This window comes from Sphingomonas sp. 22176 (assembly GCF_052045505.1).
Lineage (GTDB): Bacteria > Pseudomonadota > Alphaproteobacteria > Sphingomonadales > Sphingomonadaceae > Sphingomonas.
The window spans coordinates 347,809-364,010 of the sequence record NZ_JBQEPL010000003.1 but is presented as its reverse complement, the minus strand read 5'-3'; the positions used below and the strand labels follow the sequence as shown (position 1 = coordinate 364,010).

General features: G+C 67.3%; 18 protein-coding genes. 10 read left to right on the top strand and 8 right to left on the bottom strand.

The window, feature by feature from the left end:
- Positions 1–4: 4 nt before the first annotated feature.
- From ACTJKY_RS13650 to dapA, 3 genes are all read right to left on the bottom strand, one after another.
- Positions 5–547, bottom strand: coding sequence for a DUF2062 domain-containing protein (locus ACTJKY_RS13650; RefSeq protein ID WP_440846680.1), 543 nt, complete (start codon positions 545–547; stop codon positions 5–7).
- A 10-nt stretch (positions 548–557) separates the two neighbouring features.
- Positions 558–1,040, bottom strand: a complete 483-nt coding sequence (gene smpB / locus ACTJKY_RS13645) for an SsrA-binding protein SmpB (RefSeq protein ID WP_141985574.1) — start codon at positions 1,038–1,040, stop codon at positions 558–560.
- Between the two features lie 67 nt (positions 1,041–1,107).
- On the bottom strand, positions 1,108–1,989 hold the full coding sequence (gene dapA / locus ACTJKY_RS13640) for a 4-hydroxy-tetrahydrodipicolinate synthase (RefSeq protein ID WP_440846679.1): 882 nt from the start codon (positions 1,987–1,989) through the stop codon (positions 1,108–1,110).
- A 71-nt stretch (positions 1,990–2,060) separates the two neighbouring features.
- Between dapA and ACTJKY_RS13635 the strand changes: the two genes are divergently transcribed.
- From ACTJKY_RS13635 to ACTJKY_RS13625, 3 genes are all read left to right on the top strand, one after another.
- The gene (locus ACTJKY_RS13635; RefSeq protein WP_440846678.1) at positions 2,061–4,052 is read left to right on the top strand and encodes a transglycosylase SLT domain-containing protein; all 1,992 of its coding nucleotides are present in this window, start codon (positions 2,061–2,063) and stop codon (positions 4,050–4,052) included.
- Positions 4,053–4,066: 14 nt separating this feature from the next.
- Complete coding sequence (greB, locus tag ACTJKY_RS13630; protein ID WP_440846677.1) at positions 4,067–4,546, top strand: transcription elongation factor GreB; 480 nt, start codon at positions 4,067–4,069, stop codon at positions 4,544–4,546.
- Positions 4,547–4,661: 115 nt separating this feature from the next.
- Complete coding sequence (locus tag ACTJKY_RS13625; protein WP_440846676.1) at positions 4,662–4,940, top strand: acylphosphatase; 279 nt, start codon at positions 4,662–4,664, stop codon at positions 4,938–4,940.
- A gap of 10 nt (positions 4,941–4,950) precedes the next feature.
- Here ACTJKY_RS13625 and ACTJKY_RS13620 read toward each other — a convergent pair whose 3' ends face one another.
- Together ACTJKY_RS13620 and ettA are read right to left on the bottom strand one after the other, a co-directional pair.
- Positions 4,951–5,616 carry a DUF3108 domain-containing protein gene (locus ACTJKY_RS13620; RefSeq protein ID WP_440846675.1) on the bottom strand — a complete coding sequence of 222 codons (666 nt, stop codon included), beginning with the start codon at positions 5,614–5,616 and terminating at the stop codon, positions 4,951–4,953.
- A gap of 103 nt (positions 5,617–5,719) precedes the next feature.
- Positions 5,720–7,399, bottom strand: a complete 1,680-nt coding sequence (gene ettA / locus ACTJKY_RS13615) for an energy-dependent translational throttle protein EttA (RefSeq protein ID WP_440846674.1) — start codon at positions 7,397–7,399, stop codon at positions 5,720–5,722.
- A gap of 189 nt (positions 7,400–7,588) precedes the next feature.
- On the opposite strand from ettA, the gene ACTJKY_RS13610 reads away from it, so the two are divergent.
- A complete protein-coding gene (locus tag ACTJKY_RS13610; protein WP_440846673.1) occupies positions 7,589–8,968 on the top strand; it encodes a M20/M25/M40 family metallo-hydrolase in 1,380 nt (459 codons plus the stop codon).
- A gap of 149 nt (positions 8,969–9,117) precedes the next feature.
- Complete coding sequence (locus ACTJKY_RS13605) at positions 9,118–9,342, top strand: hypothetical protein (protein ID WP_141985581.1); 225 nt, start codon at positions 9,118–9,120, stop codon at positions 9,340–9,342.
- A gap of 57 nt (positions 9,343–9,399) precedes the next feature.
- Here ACTJKY_RS13605 and ACTJKY_RS13600 read toward each other — a convergent pair whose 3' ends face one another.
- A complete protein-coding gene (locus tag ACTJKY_RS13600; RefSeq protein WP_440846672.1) occupies positions 9,400–9,987 on the bottom strand; it encodes a PAS domain-containing protein in 588 nt (195 codons plus the stop codon).
- Between the two features lie 145 nt (positions 9,988–10,132).
- Between ACTJKY_RS13600 and folE the strand changes: the two genes are divergently transcribed.
- A complete protein-coding gene (gene folE / locus ACTJKY_RS13595; protein WP_440846671.1) occupies positions 10,133–10,747 on the top strand; it encodes a GTP cyclohydrolase I FolE in 615 nt (204 codons plus the stop codon).
- A 14-nt stretch (positions 10,748–10,761) separates the two neighbouring features.
- Positions 10,762–11,709, top strand: a complete 948-nt coding sequence (locus ACTJKY_RS13590; RefSeq protein WP_440846670.1) for an NAD(P)/FAD-dependent oxidoreductase — start codon at positions 10,762–10,764, stop codon at positions 11,707–11,709.
- On the opposite strand, the gene ACTJKY_RS13585 is transcribed toward ACTJKY_RS13590, so the two are convergent.
- Positions 11,710–12,156, bottom strand: a complete 447-nt coding sequence (locus tag ACTJKY_RS13585; RefSeq protein ID WP_440846669.1) for a DUF3429 domain-containing protein — start codon at positions 12,154–12,156, stop codon at positions 11,710–11,712.
- A gap of 89 nt (positions 12,157–12,245) precedes the next feature.
- Here ACTJKY_RS13585 and ACTJKY_RS13580 point away from each other — a divergent pair, with 89 nt between their 5' ends.
- Genes ACTJKY_RS13580 through ACTJKY_RS13570 form a run of 3 tightly spaced genes read left to right on the top strand, consistent with a single transcriptional unit; the run spans position 12,246 to position 15,463 of the window.
- A complete protein-coding gene (locus ACTJKY_RS13580; RefSeq protein ID WP_440846668.1) occupies positions 12,246–13,778 on the top strand; it encodes a cryptochrome/photolyase family protein in 1,533 nt (510 codons plus the stop codon).
- Positions 13,771–14,142, top strand: a complete 372-nt coding sequence (locus tag ACTJKY_RS13575; protein WP_121076881.1) for a thiol-disulfide oxidoreductase DCC family protein — start codon at positions 13,771–13,773, stop codon at positions 14,140–14,142. Before ACTJKY_RS13580 ends, ACTJKY_RS13575 begins: the two co-directional genes overlap by 8 nt.
- Positions 14,132–15,463, top strand: a complete 1,332-nt coding sequence (locus tag ACTJKY_RS13570; protein ID WP_440846667.1) for an ABC1 kinase family protein — start codon at positions 14,132–14,134, stop codon at positions 15,461–15,463. Before ACTJKY_RS13575 ends, ACTJKY_RS13570 begins: the two co-directional genes overlap by 11 nt.
- Here ACTJKY_RS13570 and ACTJKY_RS13565 read toward each other — a convergent pair.
- A complete protein-coding gene (locus tag ACTJKY_RS13565) occupies positions 15,457–16,173 on the bottom strand; it encodes an SDR family NAD(P)-dependent oxidoreductase (protein ID WP_440846666.1) in 717 nt (238 codons plus the stop codon). The genes ACTJKY_RS13570 and ACTJKY_RS13565 overlap by 7 nt on opposite strands.
- Positions 16,174–16,202 lie beyond the last annotated feature (29 nt).

Genomic DNA, 16,202 nt, shown 5'->3' with positions numbered 1-16,202 from the left:
TACATCAAGCGCGTGCGCGGCGAAACTCCAGCCGCAGGCGACGCTTGCGGACGATCCACCAGCGCCACAACAGGCCGCTGCCGAAATAGCCAAGCACGGCAAGCCCCACCGCCAGCGTGACCAGTCCGGTTAGCAACGCCGGGCCGCCATGGTGCAGCAGCCAACCGACCCAGGCCGACGCATCGCCCGCGAACACGTCTCGCCCGACTTCGAGCCCCAGCATCCAGCTGCCCAGCCCATAGGCGGCGATCCAGAGCGGCGGTGTCGTGAAGGGGTTGGTGAGGAAGGTCGTGGCGGCTGCCGCGGGAATGTTGGCGCGGAGCGGCAGCGCGAGGACTGCAGAGGCGGGGATCTGCCCCATGGGCACGAGGATGCCGGTGAGCATTCCCAGCGCCACCCCGCGCGGCACCGAGCGGCGGGTGAAGCGCCACGAGGACGAATGCATCACCCGGCGCGCGACCGGCTTCAGCCAGCGATTAGTCTCGATCGACTCCCGGCTGGGGATCGCCTTGTCCGCCAGGCGGCGCAGGCGGCCGGGCGCTACCATCTCAGCCGCCTCAGCCGCGGTCGCGGAGGATGCGCGACTGTTCGCGCTTCCAGTCGCGTTCCTTGATGGTCTCGCGCTTGTCATGCGTCTTCTTGCCCTTCGCCAGCGCCAGCTCGACCTTCGCACGCCCCTTGCCGTTGAAATAGACCGACAGGGGGACCAGCGTCATGCCTTCGCGGGCAACAGCGCCGTGCAGCTTGTTTATCTGGCGCTCGTTGAGGAGCAGTTTACGCGGGCGCTTGGGCTCGTGGTTGAAGCGATTGCCGTGGCTGAACTCGGGGATGTTGGCGTTGACCAGCCATACCGCGTCGCTCTTGATCTCGGCATAGGCCTCGGCGATCGAGCCCTCGCCAAAGCGCAGCGACTTTACTTCCGTGCCGGTGAGCACGAGGCCGGCCTCATAGACCTGCTCGATGAAATAGTCGAAACGCGCGCGCCGGTTCTCGGCGACGGTCTTTACCTTGTCGAATTCCTGGGGACGTGGACGGGCCATAAGACCGCGGGATGTAGGGATGCTATGCCCGGAGCGCCAGCCGTTTGTTGGCGCTCCGGTCGGAAGCTCAGACCAGCCCGGCGAAGGCGAGTGCTGCATCGACCGCCTTGCGGCTCGCCTCGCCCGCTTCGGTCATCGGCAGACGGAGCTCCTGCGGGAAGCCGGGACGCACCCGGCCCATCGCATACTTCACGGGGCCCGGCGATGCGTCGGTGAACATCGCGATGTGGAGCGAATAGAGCTTGTCGTGAAGTTCCAGAGCGCGCGCGGTGTCCCCCGCCGCCCAGGCGGCCTGGAAGTCGGCGCACAGCTTCGGCGCGACGTTGGCCGTCACCGAGATACAGCCCACCCCGCCCATTGCGTTGAACGCGAGCGCCGTCTCGTCATTGCCCGAGAGCTGGACGAAGCCGGTGCCGCAGCCCGCGCGCTGCTCGGACACGCGGCCGAGATTGCCGGTCGCATCCTTCACGCCGACGAAGGTCTCCGGGAACGCTTTCACGATCCGCGCCATGGTCGCGGGCTGGATATCGGTCACGGTACGGCCGGGGACGTTGTACAGCACGATCGGCAGGTCGGTCGCCTCGGCCACCGCGGCAAAGTGGCGGAAGATGCCTTCCTGGCTGGGGCGGTTGTAATAGGGCGGCACCATCAGCGCGGCGTCCGCGCCCGCATCCTTCGCGGCATGGACGTTGTCGATCGCCACCTTGGTGTCGTTCGAGCCCGCGCCGGCGAGGATCTTCACCCGGCCTTTCGCCTGATCGGCACACACCCGCACGATGTGGAAATGCTCGTCCTTCGGCATGGTCGCGGCCTCGCCGGTGGTGCCGCAGGGAACCAGCGCGGCGGAGCCTTCGGTAATCTGCCATTCGACGAGCGCGCGGAAATCCTCCTCCGCGAACGCGCCGCTACGGAACGGCGTGACGAGCGCAGGGATCGATCCAGAAAACATCGCGCGGAATCATCCTCTTTTTTCGGTAGAAACGGGGTGGCAGATACGGGCGGATCTCCTATCATGTCCAGATGGTCGGTACGGTACTCAAAGGCGCGTTGTTGTTCGCCGGTGTTTCGGGACTGGCGGCCTCCTCGCAGGTGACCCCTGCGATGCTGGCGGCCTTGGCAGGCGGCTTCGTGCCCCAGGCACAGGCACAATATGATCCGGTGAGCACGGCGCTGGTCGAATGGAAGCGCCTGCAGCAATCGGACAATTACGCTTTTTCCGATTATGCCAATTTCCTGCTCGCCCATCCCGGCTGGCCCGGCGAGAAGAGCCGGCGCGCGGCCGCCGAGACGATCCTCGACAGCGGCGCGACCATGCCGGACCTCGCCGTCCGCTTCTTCACCCGCTTCCCGCCGATCACGCCTGCCGGACGCCTGCGCTATGCCGAGGCGCTGGCCGCCACCGGCCGCCGCGCCGAGGCGGAGGACCAGGCACGCCGCGCCTGGCGCGCGGGCATCCTGCGCACCGTCGACGAGAGCAAGCTGCTCACGACCTTCGGCACCGCGCTGCGCTCCGCCGATCACGACGCCCGCGAGGACATGCTGCTCTGGCAGGGCGCGACCAGCATCGCGACGCGGCAGCTGGTCTATACCTCGCCCGAACTCCGCCCGGTGTTCGATGCGCGGATCGCCTATCGCACCAACGCCTATGATGCGGTGACCAAGGCCGGCCTCGCCGAGGCGCGCGGCGGCTCTGACCATGGCTATATTGCCGATCGCGCGCGCTGGCTGGGGCAGACCGGCCAGACGCAGCTGATGCGGTCGTACCTCGCCCAGCCGCGCCGCATGGCCGGCTTCCCGGGCGATCCGGAGAAATGGTACGAGGTGCTGCTCTCGGCCGCGCGCGGTGCGCTGGCGGACGGGCAATACGACCTCGCCTATCGCATCGCCTCGCAGGTGGATGACGCTTTCCCGTCCGGCACCGACGTCAGCGAGCTCTCGCTCGGGGTGCGCGACGATTATACCAGCCTCACCTGGCTCGCCGGCACGGTGGCAATGTACAATCTGGGGCGCCCCAGCGACGCGGTCGCCATGTTCGCGCGCTATGGTCACGGCTCGAAGACGCCGGGCACGCAGTCCAAGGGGCTGTACTGGGCCGGTCGCGCTGCCGAAGCGGCGGGCAATGCAACCAGCGCGCGCACCTATTATGCCAGCGCCGGCGGGTTTCCGGACCTGTTCTACGGCCAGCTCGCCGTGGAGCGTCTCGGCCAGCCACTCCGGGGCCCGCGCGACCTCACCGGCAAGACGGCGTCCCCCGGCGCGCGCGACGCTTTCTACCGCAGCGAACTCGTCCGCGCGGCGCAGCTGCTCGGCCAGATGGGCAACCGCAGCGACCAGAGCCTGTTCCTCCGCAAGATCGCCGAGGACGCGACGACCGAGGACGACCATCTCCTTGCCGCCGATCTCAGCCGCACGCTCGGCCGCCCGGACCTGGGCGTGATGGTCGGACGGAGCGCGCTGCAGAACGGCCTGTCGGATTATAGCGCCGCGGGCTATCCTTCGGTGAAGGTGCCGGAGGGGCAGCGCGATTACTGGACGATCATCCACGCGATCGCCCGCCAGGAAAGTCAGTTCAACCGCGACGCGGTCAGCCGCGCTGGCGCACGCGGCCTGATGCAGCTGATGCCGGGCACCGCGCGCGAGACCTCGCTCAAGATCGGCAGAAGCTATGATCCAAGCGCGCTCAACGCCGACACCGACTACAATATCGAGCTGGGCTCGAGCTATTTCCAGCGGATGCTGAACTACTATGGCGGCTGCTATCCGCTGGCGGTCGCCGCCTACAATGCCGGCCCCGGCAACGTGAACAAGTGGCTCAACGCCTATGGCGACCCGCGCCTGCCCGGCGGCGACATGGTCCGCTGGATCGAGCAGATCCCGATCTTCGAGACCAAGAACTATGTCCAGCGCGTGCTGGAAAATGCCGTGGTCTATGATCTGATGAACCCCTCCTATGCGCGCAGCAAGGGGACGGCCAACCTCAGCTGGTATCTGGGCAAGAGCCGGCCGGGCTGATAGCGCGGCCGATCATGAACGATCGCCCCAACTATATCACCCCCGCCGGCTATGCCGCGCTCAAGGCCGAATATGACCAGCTATTCGGGCAGGAACGCCCCAAGCTCGTCGAGACGATCTCCTGGGCGGCGGGCAATGGCGATCGATCGGAAAACGGCGATTACATCTATGGCCGCAAGCGGCTGCGGGAGATCGATCGGCGGCTGGGCTTCCTGGCTCGGCGGATGAAGGCGGCCAAGGTTGTCGAGCCCAGCCGACAGGAGGATCGCAGCGGCGTGTTCTTCGGCGCCTGCGTGACCATCGCCGACGAGGACGACAACCACCGCACCCTCACCCTGGTCGGCGACGACGAGGCGGACGCCGCCAAGGGGCTGGTCGGCTGGAACGCCCCGCTCGCCCGCGCGCTGCGTGGCGCCCGCATCGGCGACCTTCGCCGCGTGACGCTGCCCGCAGGCGAGCGCGAATATGAAGTGATGGCGATCACCTACCCCTGACGCGCCGGGGTCTGCCGGGTTTGCGGCGGGCCGTTCCCCTGCCCGGCTTCCCATCTGTCCCAGACTGCTACAGGGTTGTGCGGCCCGACAGCATGGGCGTGTACAAAGGGAGCATATGGCGCAGCAGCGAATCCTGGTTTCGGGACGGGTACAGGGGGTCGGCTATCGCGACTGGGTCGTCCGCACGGCGCAGCGCGGCGGGCTGACGGGCTGGGTCCGCAATCTGCGGGACGGCCGGGTGGAGATCCTCGCCGCCGGAGAAGACACGGCGCTCGGCCTGTTCGTCGAAGCGTGTCGCGAAGGCCCGTCCATGGCGCGGGTCGAGCATGTCGACAGCGAAGCGGTACCCGAGGACAAGGTGCACAAGGGCTTCACCAAGCGGTTCACCGCCTGATCCGAGCGGATCAGGGTTCAGCCAGCGCGCTGCATTCGCCGCCGAGATGCTGGCCGAACATCGGGGTTTCGGTGCCCAGTTCCGCCGCCGGGTTCTTGCCGATCTTGTAGCGGACGATGCGGCCGTCGCCCGCATCGGCATCCACCAGCCAGGCATCCTGGCCATCGACCTTCGCACTGCCGACCACCTTTAGGGTGAAACGTCCCAGCCCCTTGTCGTACTGGAAGAAGGGCAGCGCATAGGTCTGTCCCTCGGCCAGCGGCAATGCGGCGAAGGTCAGGCCCCAGAGATTGCCGTCCCACACCGCGCCGGGGGCCGAGACCTGCGTATCGGCCTGTTCCGGCCGCGTCACCTGGATCGTCGCGCCATCATAGCGGACGCGGACATGCTCCACCCCGTTGCGGCGGCTATCCATGCGCAGCGGCCGCAGGTCGCCACGACGCAGCACGAAATGGTCGCGCATGTCGAATTTTCCGTCGCCGACGCGCTGGTGGACGATGATGTCCCAGACGGGGGTGCCGCCTTCTGTCGCGGCGCGCACGCGCTGCCAGGTCTGGCCGATCGGCTTGCCCTCGCGGGTGAGCGCGTAACAGGCGCCGCCCTCCTGGAGCCTGGCGCCGTCGGGCACCGCCGCCTCCGGCAACGGCATGGCGACGATCAGCATCAGTGCAAGCATCCTACGGCTCCCCTCTGGTCGAGAGCCGTACTATAGCAACAATACACCACGGAAAGGCAAGCGCCGGATCGAGCCTGTGGGGCTCGACCCGGCGCGTTCAGGCTCAGCGCGTCAGCTTCTTGTAGGCCAGCGCGGTCGGACGATCGGCGGCATCGCCCAGGCGGCGGCGCTTGTCTTCCTCATAGGCTTCGAAGTTACCCTCGAACCATTCGACATGGCTGTTGCCTTCGAAGGCGAGGATGTGCGTGGCGAGACGATCGAGGAAGAAGCGATCGTGGCTGATCACCACGGCGCAGCCCGCGAAATTCTCGATCGCCTCTTCCAGCGCGCCCAGCGTTTCCACGTCGAGGTCGTTGGTCGGTTCGTCGAGCAGCAGCACGTTGCCGCCGCGCTTCAGCATCTTGGCGATGTTGACGCGGTTGCGCTCACCACCCGACAGCTTGCCGACGATCTTCTGCTGGTCCGCGCCCTTGAAGTTGAACGCACCGACATAGGCGCGCGTCGACTGGTCGTGGCCGTTGATCTTCATGTAATCGAGACCGTCGGAGATTTCCTGCCAGACGTTCTTGCTGTCGTCGAGGTGATCGCGGCTCTGGTCGACATAGCCGAGGCGCACGGTCGAGCCGATGTCGATCTCGCCCGTGTCCGGCGTTTCCTGGCCGGTGATCAGCTTGAACAGCGTCGACTTACCCGCGCCGTTCGGCCCGATCACGCCGACGATGCCGCCCGGCGGCAGCATGAACGAGAGGTTCTCGAACAGCAGCTTGTCGCCATACGCCTTGGAGATGTTCTTGGCCTCGATCACCTTGCCGCCCAGGCGCTCGGGCACCTGGATGACGATCTGGGCCTTGCCCGGCGTGCGGTTCTCCTGGCTGGCGACCAGCTGCTCGAACTTGGCGATACGCGCCTTGGACTTGGTCTGGCGGGCCTTGGCGCCCTGCCGGATCCAGGCGAGCTCGTCCTGGATCGCCTTCTGGCGACCGGAAGCCTCGCGGTCCTCCTGCTCCAGGCGCTTGCCCTTCTTTTCCAGGTAGGTCGAGTAGTTGCCCTCGTACGGGAAATACTTGCCACGATCGATTTCGAGGATCCACTCGACCACATTGTCCAGGAAGTAGCGGTCGTGGGTGATCATCAGCACCGCGCCGGCATATTCCTTGAGGTGGTTTTCCAGCCAGTTGACGCTTTCAGCGTCGAGGTGGTTGGTCGGCTCGTCGAGCAGCAGGATCGACGGCTTCTGGATCAGCAGGCGGGTGAGCGCGATGCGGCGCTTTTCACCGCCCGAGAGGTTCTCGACCGGCCAGTCGGACGGCGGGCAGCGCAGCGCTTCCATCGCGATCTCGAGCTGGTTGTCGAGGCTCCAGCCGTCGACCGCGTCGATCTTGGCCTGGAGATCGCCCATCTCCTCCATAAGCGCGTCGAAATCGGTGTCGTCCTTGGGATCGCCCATCTCGGCCGAAATGGCGTTGAAGCGATCGACCATGTCCGCCACTTCGCGCGCGCCGTCCTTGACGTTCTCGAGCACGTTCTTGGTCGGGTCGAGCTGCGGCTCCTGCGGCAGATAGCCGACGGTGATGTTCTCGCCAGGCCATGCCTCGCCGGAGAAATCCTTGTCGATGCCGGCCATGATCTTCATGAGCGTCGACTTACCCGCGCCGTTGGGACCGACGATGCCGATCTTGGCGCCCTGGTAGAATTGCAGGTTGATGTTGTTGAGCACCGGCTTGGGGGCGCCGGGGAAGGATTTGGTCATGTCCTTCATGACGAAGGCGTACTGCGCAGCCACGGTGGCGGATCTCCGTTGCGAGAATTCTGGATGCTGGAAAGACGCGTGGCATGTAGCGATGCGGGCGCGAATTGGCAACGCGGGGCAATGCTCCCGGTCGGCACAGCTTTTACGCCTAACCCTTTCAGTGCATCCCCAAACGCCTCATCCCCCATTGCAATCGTTCCGTCGCTGGTTAGCATCCGCAGCATGACCAAGCGCCTCCTGCTCGCGGCCGTTGCCGCGCTCGCCCTGCCCTTCCCCGCGCTCGCGCAGACTGCCGACCAGGTCGCCAAGGTCCGCGATGCCGCGTTGCAGGACACTGTCGCCTGGGACGTGGTGGAAGGCCTCACCACCGAGATCGGCCAGCGCCTTGCCGCCACCGAGGCCGAGGCTCGCGCCCGCGCCTGGGGCGTCAAGAAACTGACCGCGCTCGGCTTTCAGAACGTCCATGTCGAGACCTACCGCATGCCCGTCTGGATCCGCGGCGTGGAAACGGCCGAGGTGCTCGGCGGATCGGCGCAGAAGCTGACCATTGCCGCGCTCGGCTATTCGGGCTCGACCGGCGCGCAGCCGCTCGAAGCCGAGGTCGTCTATTTCGCCTCGCTCGCCGATCTCCAGGCCGCGCCTGCGGGCAGCTTGAAGGGCAAGATCGCCTTTATCGACCATGCGATGGTGCCGACGCAGGACGGCTCGCAATATGGCTATTACGGCGCCGTCCGACGCACCGGCCCCAGCATCGCCGCGACCAAGGGTGCGGCCGCGGTGCTGATCCGCTCGATCGGCACCGACCATCACCGCAATCCGCACACCGGCGTCACCACCTGGGCCAAGGGCGTCTCGCCGATCGCCGCCGCCGCGCTTTCGGTGCCCGATGCCGAGCAGCTGGTGCGCCTCGTCAAGCGCGGCCCGGTCAAGCTGCGGCTGAGCGTCACCCCACAGTTCAAGGGCGAGGCCCAGTCCGGCAACGTCATCGCCGACATCCCGGGCAGCGACCCCAGCGCCGGCATCATCGTCGTCGGCGGGCATCTCGACAGCTGGGATCTCGGCACCGGCGCGATCGACGACGCCTCAGGCGTGGCGATCACCACCGCTGCCGCGCTCCAGGCCGCCAAACTCGGCCAGCCGCGCCGCACGATCCGCGTCGTCTGGTTCGGCGCCGAGGAAGTCGGCGGCTTCGGCGGGGCTGCCTATGCCAAGGCCCATGCCAAGGAACGCCATGTTCTCGCGATGGAATCCGATTTCGGCGCCGATCGCGTCTGGAAGTTCGAGACCAACCTGCCGCAAGGCGCCACGGCAATCGGCGACCGGCTGGAAACCGCGCTCTACCCGCTCGGCATCGAGCGCGGCCGCGGCACCGCGCATGGCGGTACCGACGTCGAAGGTATTCTGGCGCTCGGCGTCGGCACGATCGGACTGAACCAGGACGGGCTGCGCTATTTCGACCTGCACCACACGCCCGACGACACGCTCGACAAGATCGATCCCGCGCAGCTGCGCCAGAACGTCGCCGCCTGGGCGTCGATGCTGGCGATCGCGGCTAATGCACCCGAGGATATCGCCGCCGTCCCTGCCGACAAGGAGGAGTGAGGGCACGTCCCGAATTCGGGCGGAAACATGGCAAAGTCACGGCGGCGCGACATATTTGCGTTTGACGCGTTGCGCGCCGTGGCCCATGCAGCGGGCTGACGCGCGGCCTCTTTCGGCTGCGCAACGAAATTGAACGTAGGAGCAACCGGATGACCAAGCTTCGCCTGATGGCTGCGGCAGCCCTGCTGACGCCGCTTGCGGCATGCGGCGGCGGCGAAGGCAATCTGTCCGACGGCGCGAACGTCGCGCCCGAGGCCAATGCGATGATCTACCAGAACGACGCCGAGGACCGCGCCAATGCCGAAGCCGAGGCGATGATCGGGAACGCCGCGCCCGACAACGGCGCCGACATGCCGGCCGCCAACGCGCAATAAGCCGTACCGGCCGAACCGATCAGGGGCGTCCCTCCAGGGGCGCCCCTTTTTCGTGACTCAATAGCCCGCTTCGATCGCCATTCGCACAGCGTCCGCCGCGGTGCGCACGCCAAGGGCGCGGAACATCGCCGCGCGGTGCATCTTGATCGTCCGCTCGGTCAGCCCGAGGTCGTAAGCGATCTGCTTGTTGAGCTTGCCCGCCGCCATCGCGATCAACACCGATCGCTGGCGCGGCGACAGCGCGCCGATCTTGTCGCGCGCGATCGTGGCGCGGTGCGCAGTGCCGTCCTTCGGCCCCTCGACTTCCATCTGCGAGCCGAGGAAATATTCGAGCTCGCCGTCCTCGCCGAAGATCGGCGCCACCAGCAGCGCGTTGCGGAACGGCGTGCCGTCCTTCTTGTAGTTGAGGATCTCCACCATCACCGGGCGCTTCTCGCGTACCCCGGCGCTCAGCGCTTCGCTCAGCCATGGCTCGGTCTTGTCGCCGGCGAGGAACCGGCAATTGCGGCCGAGGATCTCGTCGCGTCGATAGCCGGTCAGCGCCACGAAGGCGTCGTTGCAATCGACGATCGGATTGTCGGGTAGTCGGGGGTTGCTGAGCACCGCGGCAACGGCGCTTCCGGCGATCATGTCGGCTAGTGGCATTGGTCGGCTTTCCGCATCCTTTTGGGGCCGCAAATCTGCATACCCTTTTGTCCATGTTCCCGGTTTTACCCGGGTTCCTCATGTGGAGGACACTCGATGCCGGCGTGCCACGCAAACGCTGCCGGTGAAACGAAAGGTAGGCCCGATGAACTTCTTCTGCAACGATATAGAACGGGCCGACAACGAAGCTCCGCAGGAAATGGTCCCGGAGGAGGTGCAGGAAGCGGTCCGTACGCTGCTCCGCTGGGTCGGCGAAGATCCGGAGCGCGAAGGGCTGCGCGACACGCCCCTCCGCCACGCCAAGGCATGGCGCGAATATTGCGCCGGCTATGACGAAGATCCCGGCATGCACCTTTCCCGCACCTTCGAGGAGGTGGCGGGATATGACGAGATCGTGCTGCTGAAGGACATTCCCTTTCAATCGCACTGCGAGCACCACCTCGCGCCGATCATCGGCAAGGCGTCGATCGCCTATCTGCCGAAGGACCGGGTGGTCGGCATCTCCAAGCTCGCCCGCGTGCTCCACGGCTATGCCCGCCGCCTGCAGATCCAGGAGCGGCTGACCGCCGAGATCGCGCAGGCGATCTGGACCCATCTCAAGCCCGCCGGCGTCGCGGTGGTGATCGAGGCGCAGCATGGCTGCATGACCGGGCGCGGGGTGAAGACCCACGGCGTCGGCATGGTGACCAGCCGGATGCTGGGCTGCTTCCTCGAGGATCGCAGCAGCCGGGCCGAGCTGATGTCGCTGATGGGCTATTGAGCGGGACCGCGCAGATGGACGTCGTGATCCTCGGCGCCGGCATTGCCGGCCTGGCCTGTGCCGATCAGCTGCGTGCCGCCGGGCACCGGGTGACCCTGTTCGACAAGGGCCGCGGCCCCGGTGGGCGGATGTCGACCCGGCGGGTCGAGGTCGACGGCAAAACGCTCCAGTTCGATCACGGCGCGCAGTACTTCACCGCGCGCGACGATCGCTTCCGGCGCCTGGTGCAGGATTGGCAGGCGCAGGGCGTGGCCAGCCCGTGGGACGAAGCCGGGCCGGATGCCTGGGTCGGCACGCCGACGATGAATGCGCCGGTGCGCCACATGGCGTCGTCGCACCAGGTCCATTTCGGCCACCATGTCGTCGGTCTTACCCGCAACGCGCAGGGCTGGCACGTCCGGCTGCAGGCGCAGCAGCACGGTCCTTTCGACGCGGCGATCATCGCGCTGCCGGCCGAGCAGGCCGCGGCGATCCTCGGCACGCACGACCTGATGATGGCCGCCGACGCGATGGCCGCGCGCTCGCAGCCCTGCTGGACAGCGATGATCGCGTTCGAGGACCGCGTGCCGATCGCGACCGACAGCATCCGCCAGCACGGCATCATCGGCTGGGCCGCGCGCGACGGCGCCAAGCCCGGACGCCATGACGGGGAAACCTGGGTGGTGCAGGGCCATGGTTCCTGGTCGACCCAGCATCTCGAAGACGCGGCCGACACTGTGGCGCAGGCGCTGCTCGACGCGCTGCTCGCGCATGCCGAGGGCGCAGTGCCGGCGGTCCGCTACCTCGCCGCGCATCGCTGGCGCTTCGCGATGACGCCGGGCATCGACAAGGGTGCGCTGTGGAACGGTGCGCTGCGGCTGGGCGCCTGCGGGGACTGGCTGCAGGGGCCGCGGGTCGAGCTGGCCTGGCTCTCCGGCCATCGGCTCGGCACGATGATCGGAAGCGCGGCAGCCGCCGCCTGATCAGAGGACGGCGAGCGCCAGCGTCAGCGCGCCGAGCCCGGTGGAAAGCTGGAGGCGCAGCGCGATCCAGCCCTGCACGCTCGCCTGCTTTCGCTCCAGCGCGAGGTCGACGATCGGCGAGAGCAGGATTGCCGCGCCGAGCCCCAGCAGTGCCTCTTGTGTGGTCCAGCCAAGCAGCCTTAGCAGCATCAGCCCCCAGGCGATCAGCGACGGTACCACCGCGACGGTGAACAGCGCAGGGGACGCCTTGCCGCGTGCCACGCCCTGCCCCCACCAGAGACCGCCGAGAAAGCTGAAGATCAGCGCGGCATAGCCGAACCCGGCGTCGAGCAGCAGCGCGCGGTGCATCGGCAGCAGCACCAGACCGGCGACGCAGCCGATCAGCGGCAAGAGGCCGGCATAGCCGAGCATCCGCGCGGCAGGGGCGAGCGAGGCGTGGTTTTCCATTCCATCGGGATCGCCTGCGCGCCGCCAGCGCTCAACCTGTCCGAAAAGACATCGCGCTCGCGGGCGCCCCCTACCCCACATGGCTGGTCATGGCCCGGCTGATCCTCATCCTCGGCGACCAGCTCACCGCTGGACTGTCCTCGCTCGCCGAAGCCGATCCGGCCGAGGATGTGGTGCTGATGGCGGAGGTCGCGGAAGAGGCGCGCTACGTTCCGCACCACAAGAAGAAGCTCGCCTTCGTCTTTTCGGCGATGCGCCATTTCGCCGAGGAACTGCGCACCGAGGGCTGGCAGGTCCGCTACACCCGGCTCGACGATCCGGAGAACCTCGGCAGCCTGACGGGCGAGATCGAGCGTGCCCGCGAGGACCTCGACATCGAGGAAATTCTCTGCACCGAGCCGGGCGAATGGCGCCTCCGCCAGGCACTCGCAGCGGTGCCCGACCTCACCCTGCTGCCCGATGCCCGCTTCCTGATCGACCCGGCAGGCTTCCGCGCCTGGGCACAGGGCCGCCGCCAGCTCCGGATGGAGTATTTCTACCGCGACATGCGCCGCCGCACCCGGCTGCTGATGGACGGCGATCAACCTGCCGGCGGCGAATGGAACTACGATCACGACAATCGCGGCACGCCGCCCCCCGGCACCGAGCCGCCGGCGCTCCCGGCGTTTGAGCCCGATGCGATCACCCGCGACGTGCTCGACCTGGTCGAGCGCCGCTTCCCAAACAATTTCGGCGACCTGCAACCCTTCGCGCTCGCCGTCACCCGCGCCGACGCCGAGAAGGCCCGCGACCATTTCCTCGCCCACGCCCTGCCCCGCTTCGGCGACTATCAGGACGCGATGCGCCGCGGCGAGCCCGTGCTGTTCCACGCGCACCTCGCACTTTATCTGAACATCGGCCTGCTCGAACCGCTCGACCTCTGCCGCCGCGCCGAGGCCGAATGGCGCGCTGGGCGGGTGCCGATCAACTCGGCTGAGGGCTTCATCCGTCAGATCCTCGGCTGGCGCGAATATGTGCGGGGCATCTACTGGCTGCATATGCCCCGCTATGCCGAGGCCAACGCGCTGGAAGCCCACCGTCCGCTCCCCGACTTCTACTGGACCGCCGAGACGGACATGGCCTGCATCCGCGACGCGGTGGAGCAGACCCGCGCGCATGCCTATGCCCATCATATCCAGCGGCTGATGGTCACTGGCAATTTCGCACTGCTCGCCGGCATCGACCCATACCTGGTCCATGTCTGGTACATGGCGGTCTATGCCGATGCCTATGAATGGGTGGAGATGCCCAACACGATCGGCATGGCGCTGTTCGCTGATGGCGGGATCATGGGCTCCAAGCCCTATGCGGCGAGCGGCGCCTATATCGATCGCATGTCCGATTACTGCGCCGGCTGCCGCTACAAGGTAAAGCTGAAGGCCGGGCCGGACGCCTGCCCGTTCAACTATCTCTACTGGGACTTCATCGCCCGCCACCGCGACCGCTTCGCGCGCAATCAGCGGATGGGACCGATCGTCCGCAACCTCGACCGCATGACGGAGGAGCGCAAGGCCGAGATTGCCGACGATGCCGCGCGCTTCCTCGACGCGCTGGTGCCCGCTGGGAGCCGCTGGAATGGCTGAACCGCTGACCGTCTGGTATGATGGCGGCTGTCCTCTATGCATCCGCGAGATCGCGCTAATGCGACGGCTCGATCACCGCGGGCGGCTCCGCTTCGTCGACGTCAGCGACGACACCAGCAGCTGTCCGCTCGACCGCGGCGATCTGCTCGCGCGCTTCCATGTCAGCGACGCGCAGGGTCGCTTCTATAGCGGCGCGGCGGCGTTTGCGGCGATGTGGCGCGCGGTCCCGCTGCTGCGGCCCTTGGGCTTGCTGGCGCTGCTGCCCGGGGCCACCTGGGCACTCGAACGGCTCTATCGCGCCTTCCTGCGCGTTCGACCCAGACTCCAGCGCTGGATGCGCGAAAGGGAACGGCATGGCGGATGACACGGGATATGACGGCCGCTCGCGTGCGGTGCCCAAGGGGCGGCTCGCCCGCTTCGGCGTGATGGGGCGGCTGGCCGGCGGCGTGGCCGGCAACGTGCTGGCGGAGGGCGCCAAGCGACTGGTCGCCGGCGAGCGCCCGCAGCTGCGCGACCTCGTCCTCACCCCCGGCAACGTCGCCCGCGCCACCGAGCAGCTGGCCCAGCTGCGCGGCGCGGCGATGAAGCTGGGGCAGATGATCTCGCTCGACGCCGGCGACGTGCTGCCCGACGAACTTACCCAGATCCTCGCCCGCCTCCGCGACCGCGCGCATCACATGCCCCCTGCCCAGCTGCAGCAGGTGCTGGCCAAGGAATGGGGTGCCGACTGGCGCCGCCGCTTCGCCTTGTTCGAGGCGCATCCGATGGCGGCGGCTTCGATCGGCCAGGTCCACCGCGCCCGGCTGCCCGACGGACGGATGCTCGCGATCAAGGTGCAATATCCCGGTGTGCGCGAAAGCATCGACGCCGATGTCGACAATGTCGCGACCTTGCTCCGCCTCTCCGGGCTGCTGCCCAAGGGCCTCGACATCGCGCCGCTGCTCGGCGAGGCCAAGCGCCAGCTCCATGACGAAGCGGATTATGTCCGCGAAGCCGCAATGATGACGCGCTATGCCGATCACCTCGCCGGCGATGACCGCTATCTGGTGCCGCGCCCGGTGCCCGAACTGTCGACCGTCAACGTGCTGGCAATGGACTATATCGCCGCCAAGCCGATCGAGACGCTGGAGGCGGCGGATCAGGGCGAGCGCAACCGCGTGACCACCGCGCTGATTGATCTGGTGCTCCAGGAGCTGTTCGCCTTCGCCTTCATCCAGACCGATCCCAATTTCGCCAACTATCGCTACGAGCCCGAAACGGGGCGGCTAGTGCTGCTCGATTTCGGCGCGGCCATGCCCGTTTCGGACGCGATCACAAATGGATACCGTAACCTCCTGAAGGCCGGACTGAACAGCGATCGTGCTGCCGTACGCAATGCCGCATTGGAGCTCGGCTTTTTCAGTGCAGCCGCGCTGGAGCGCCATCCGGCGGTGATCGACCGGATGATCGCGCTGATCCTCGAACAGACCGACCGTGCCGACGATTTCGATTTCGGCGACCGCAGCTTCCTCCAGGCGGTGCGCGGCGAAGGCATGCAGATGGTCGAGGATCGTGCGGTATGGCACGTACCGCCCGCCGACACGCTGTTCGTCCAGCGCAAGATCAGCGGCATGGCGCTGCTCGCCGCCAGGCTGAAGGCACATGTGGGGCTGCGTGAGCTCGTCGAGAAGCGCCTCCCTCAGTAGGGGATGCGGGAGCCGTCCCACGCGAACAGGCCGCCCGAATCCTTGGGACTCAAATGGTTGAGAACGCCTAGCAGATAACCTGCACTTCTATCTGCATCGAATAGCTTTTTCGGCGCCACCGCCCGCTGGAACGGCGCGGAGAGACCCGTATCGACGGTACCCGGATGCAGTGCTGCGACAACCGCTTGCGGGTGAGTTCGCCGCAGCTCGATGGCGAGGTTCACCATCAGCATGTTGAGCGCCGCCTTGGACGCGCGGTAACTGTGCCAGCCGCCGAGCCGGTTGTCGGCGATCGACCCAACCCGTGCCGACAATGCCGCAAACACCCCGCGGCGATCGCGCGGCAGCATGGGCGCGAAGTGCTTGGCGATCAGCGCGGGTCCGATCGCGTTGACCGCGAACAACTCGGCCATCGCCGCGCCGTCCAGCGCCCGCAGTGCCTTTTCCGGCGAAGGACCGCCGGCGCGGTGCAACATGCCCGTCGCCACGAACACCAGGTCCACCGACCCCTCCAACCCGGCGGCCGCGGCGGCGATGCTCGCCTCGTCTGTCAGATCGAAGGCGAACGGCACCAGCTTGGCGTCCGCCGATGCGCCAGGGCGACGGCTACCCGCGTAGATCCGCGCGATCAAAGGGTCGGCGGCGAGCTGCGCCACGAGTGCGCCGCCGATCCCGCCCGACGCTCCGAACACCACTGCCTGCTTTTCCATGCGTACTACCGTCTGCGCCCCGCCGCCGC

Excerpts from the sequence above, each read along its gene's own strand:
- ACTJKY_RS13600 (WP_440846672.1), bottom strand. The coding sequence starts at position 9,987 with ATGCCACTAGCCGACATGATCGCCGGAAGCGCCGTTGCCGCGGTGCTC.
- ACTJKY_RS13580 (WP_440846668.1), top strand. The coding sequence starts at position 12,246 with ATGGCCCGGCTGATCCTCATCCTCGGCGACCAGCTCACCGCTGGACTG.
- ACTJKY_RS13605 (WP_141985581.1), top strand. The coding sequence starts at position 9,118 with ATGACCAAGCTTCGCCTGATGGCTGCGGCAGCCCTGCTGACGCCGCTT.
- ACTJKY_RS13565 (WP_440846666.1), bottom strand. The coding sequence starts at position 16,173 with ATGGAAAAGCAGGCAGTGGTGTTCGGAGCGTCGGGCGGGATCGGCGGC.
- ACTJKY_RS13575 (WP_121076881.1), top strand. The coding sequence starts at position 13,771 with ATGGCTGAACCGCTGACCGTCTGGTATGATGGCGGCTGTCCTCTATGC.
- ACTJKY_RS13625 (WP_440846676.1), top strand. The coding sequence starts at position 4,662 with ATGGCGCAGCAGCGAATCCTGGTTTCGGGACGGGTACAGGGGGTCGGC.
- ACTJKY_RS13650 (WP_440846680.1), bottom strand. The coding sequence starts at position 547 with ATGGTAGCGCCCGGCCGCCTGCGCCGCCTGGCGGACAAGGCGATCCCC.
- ACTJKY_RS13610 (WP_440846673.1), top strand. The coding sequence starts at position 7,589 with ATGACCAAGCGCCTCCTGCTCGCGGCCGTTGCCGCGCTCGCCCTGCCC.
- greB (WP_440846677.1), top strand. The coding sequence starts at position 4,067 with ATGAACGATCGCCCCAACTATATCACCCCCGCCGGCTATGCCGCGCTC.
- ACTJKY_RS13570 (WP_440846667.1), top strand. The coding sequence starts at position 14,132 with ATGGCGGATGACACGGGATATGACGGCCGCTCGCGTGCGGTGCCCAAG.
- ACTJKY_RS13620 (WP_440846675.1), bottom strand. The coding sequence starts at position 5,616 with ATGCTTGCACTGATGCTGATCGTCGCCATGCCGTTGCCGGAGGCGGCG.
- ACTJKY_RS13585 (WP_440846669.1), bottom strand. The coding sequence starts at position 12,156 with ATGGAAAACCACGCCTCGCTCGCCCCTGCCGCGCGGATGCTCGGCTAT.
- ACTJKY_RS13635 (WP_440846678.1), top strand. The coding sequence starts at position 2,061 with ATGGTCGGTACGGTACTCAAAGGCGCGTTGTTGTTCGCCGGTGTTTCG.
- folE (WP_440846671.1), top strand. The coding sequence starts at position 10,133 with ATGAACTTCTTCTGCAACGATATAGAACGGGCCGACAACGAAGCTCCG.
- ACTJKY_RS13590 (WP_440846670.1), top strand. The coding sequence starts at position 10,762 with ATGGACGTCGTGATCCTCGGCGCCGGCATTGCCGGCCTGGCCTGTGCC.
- dapA (WP_440846679.1), bottom strand. The coding sequence starts at position 1,989 with ATGTTTTCTGGATCGATCCCTGCGCTCGTCACGCCGTTCCGTAGCGGC.
- smpB (WP_141985574.1), bottom strand. The coding sequence starts at position 1,040 with ATGGCCCGTCCACGTCCCCAGGAATTCGACAAGGTAAAGACCGTCGCC.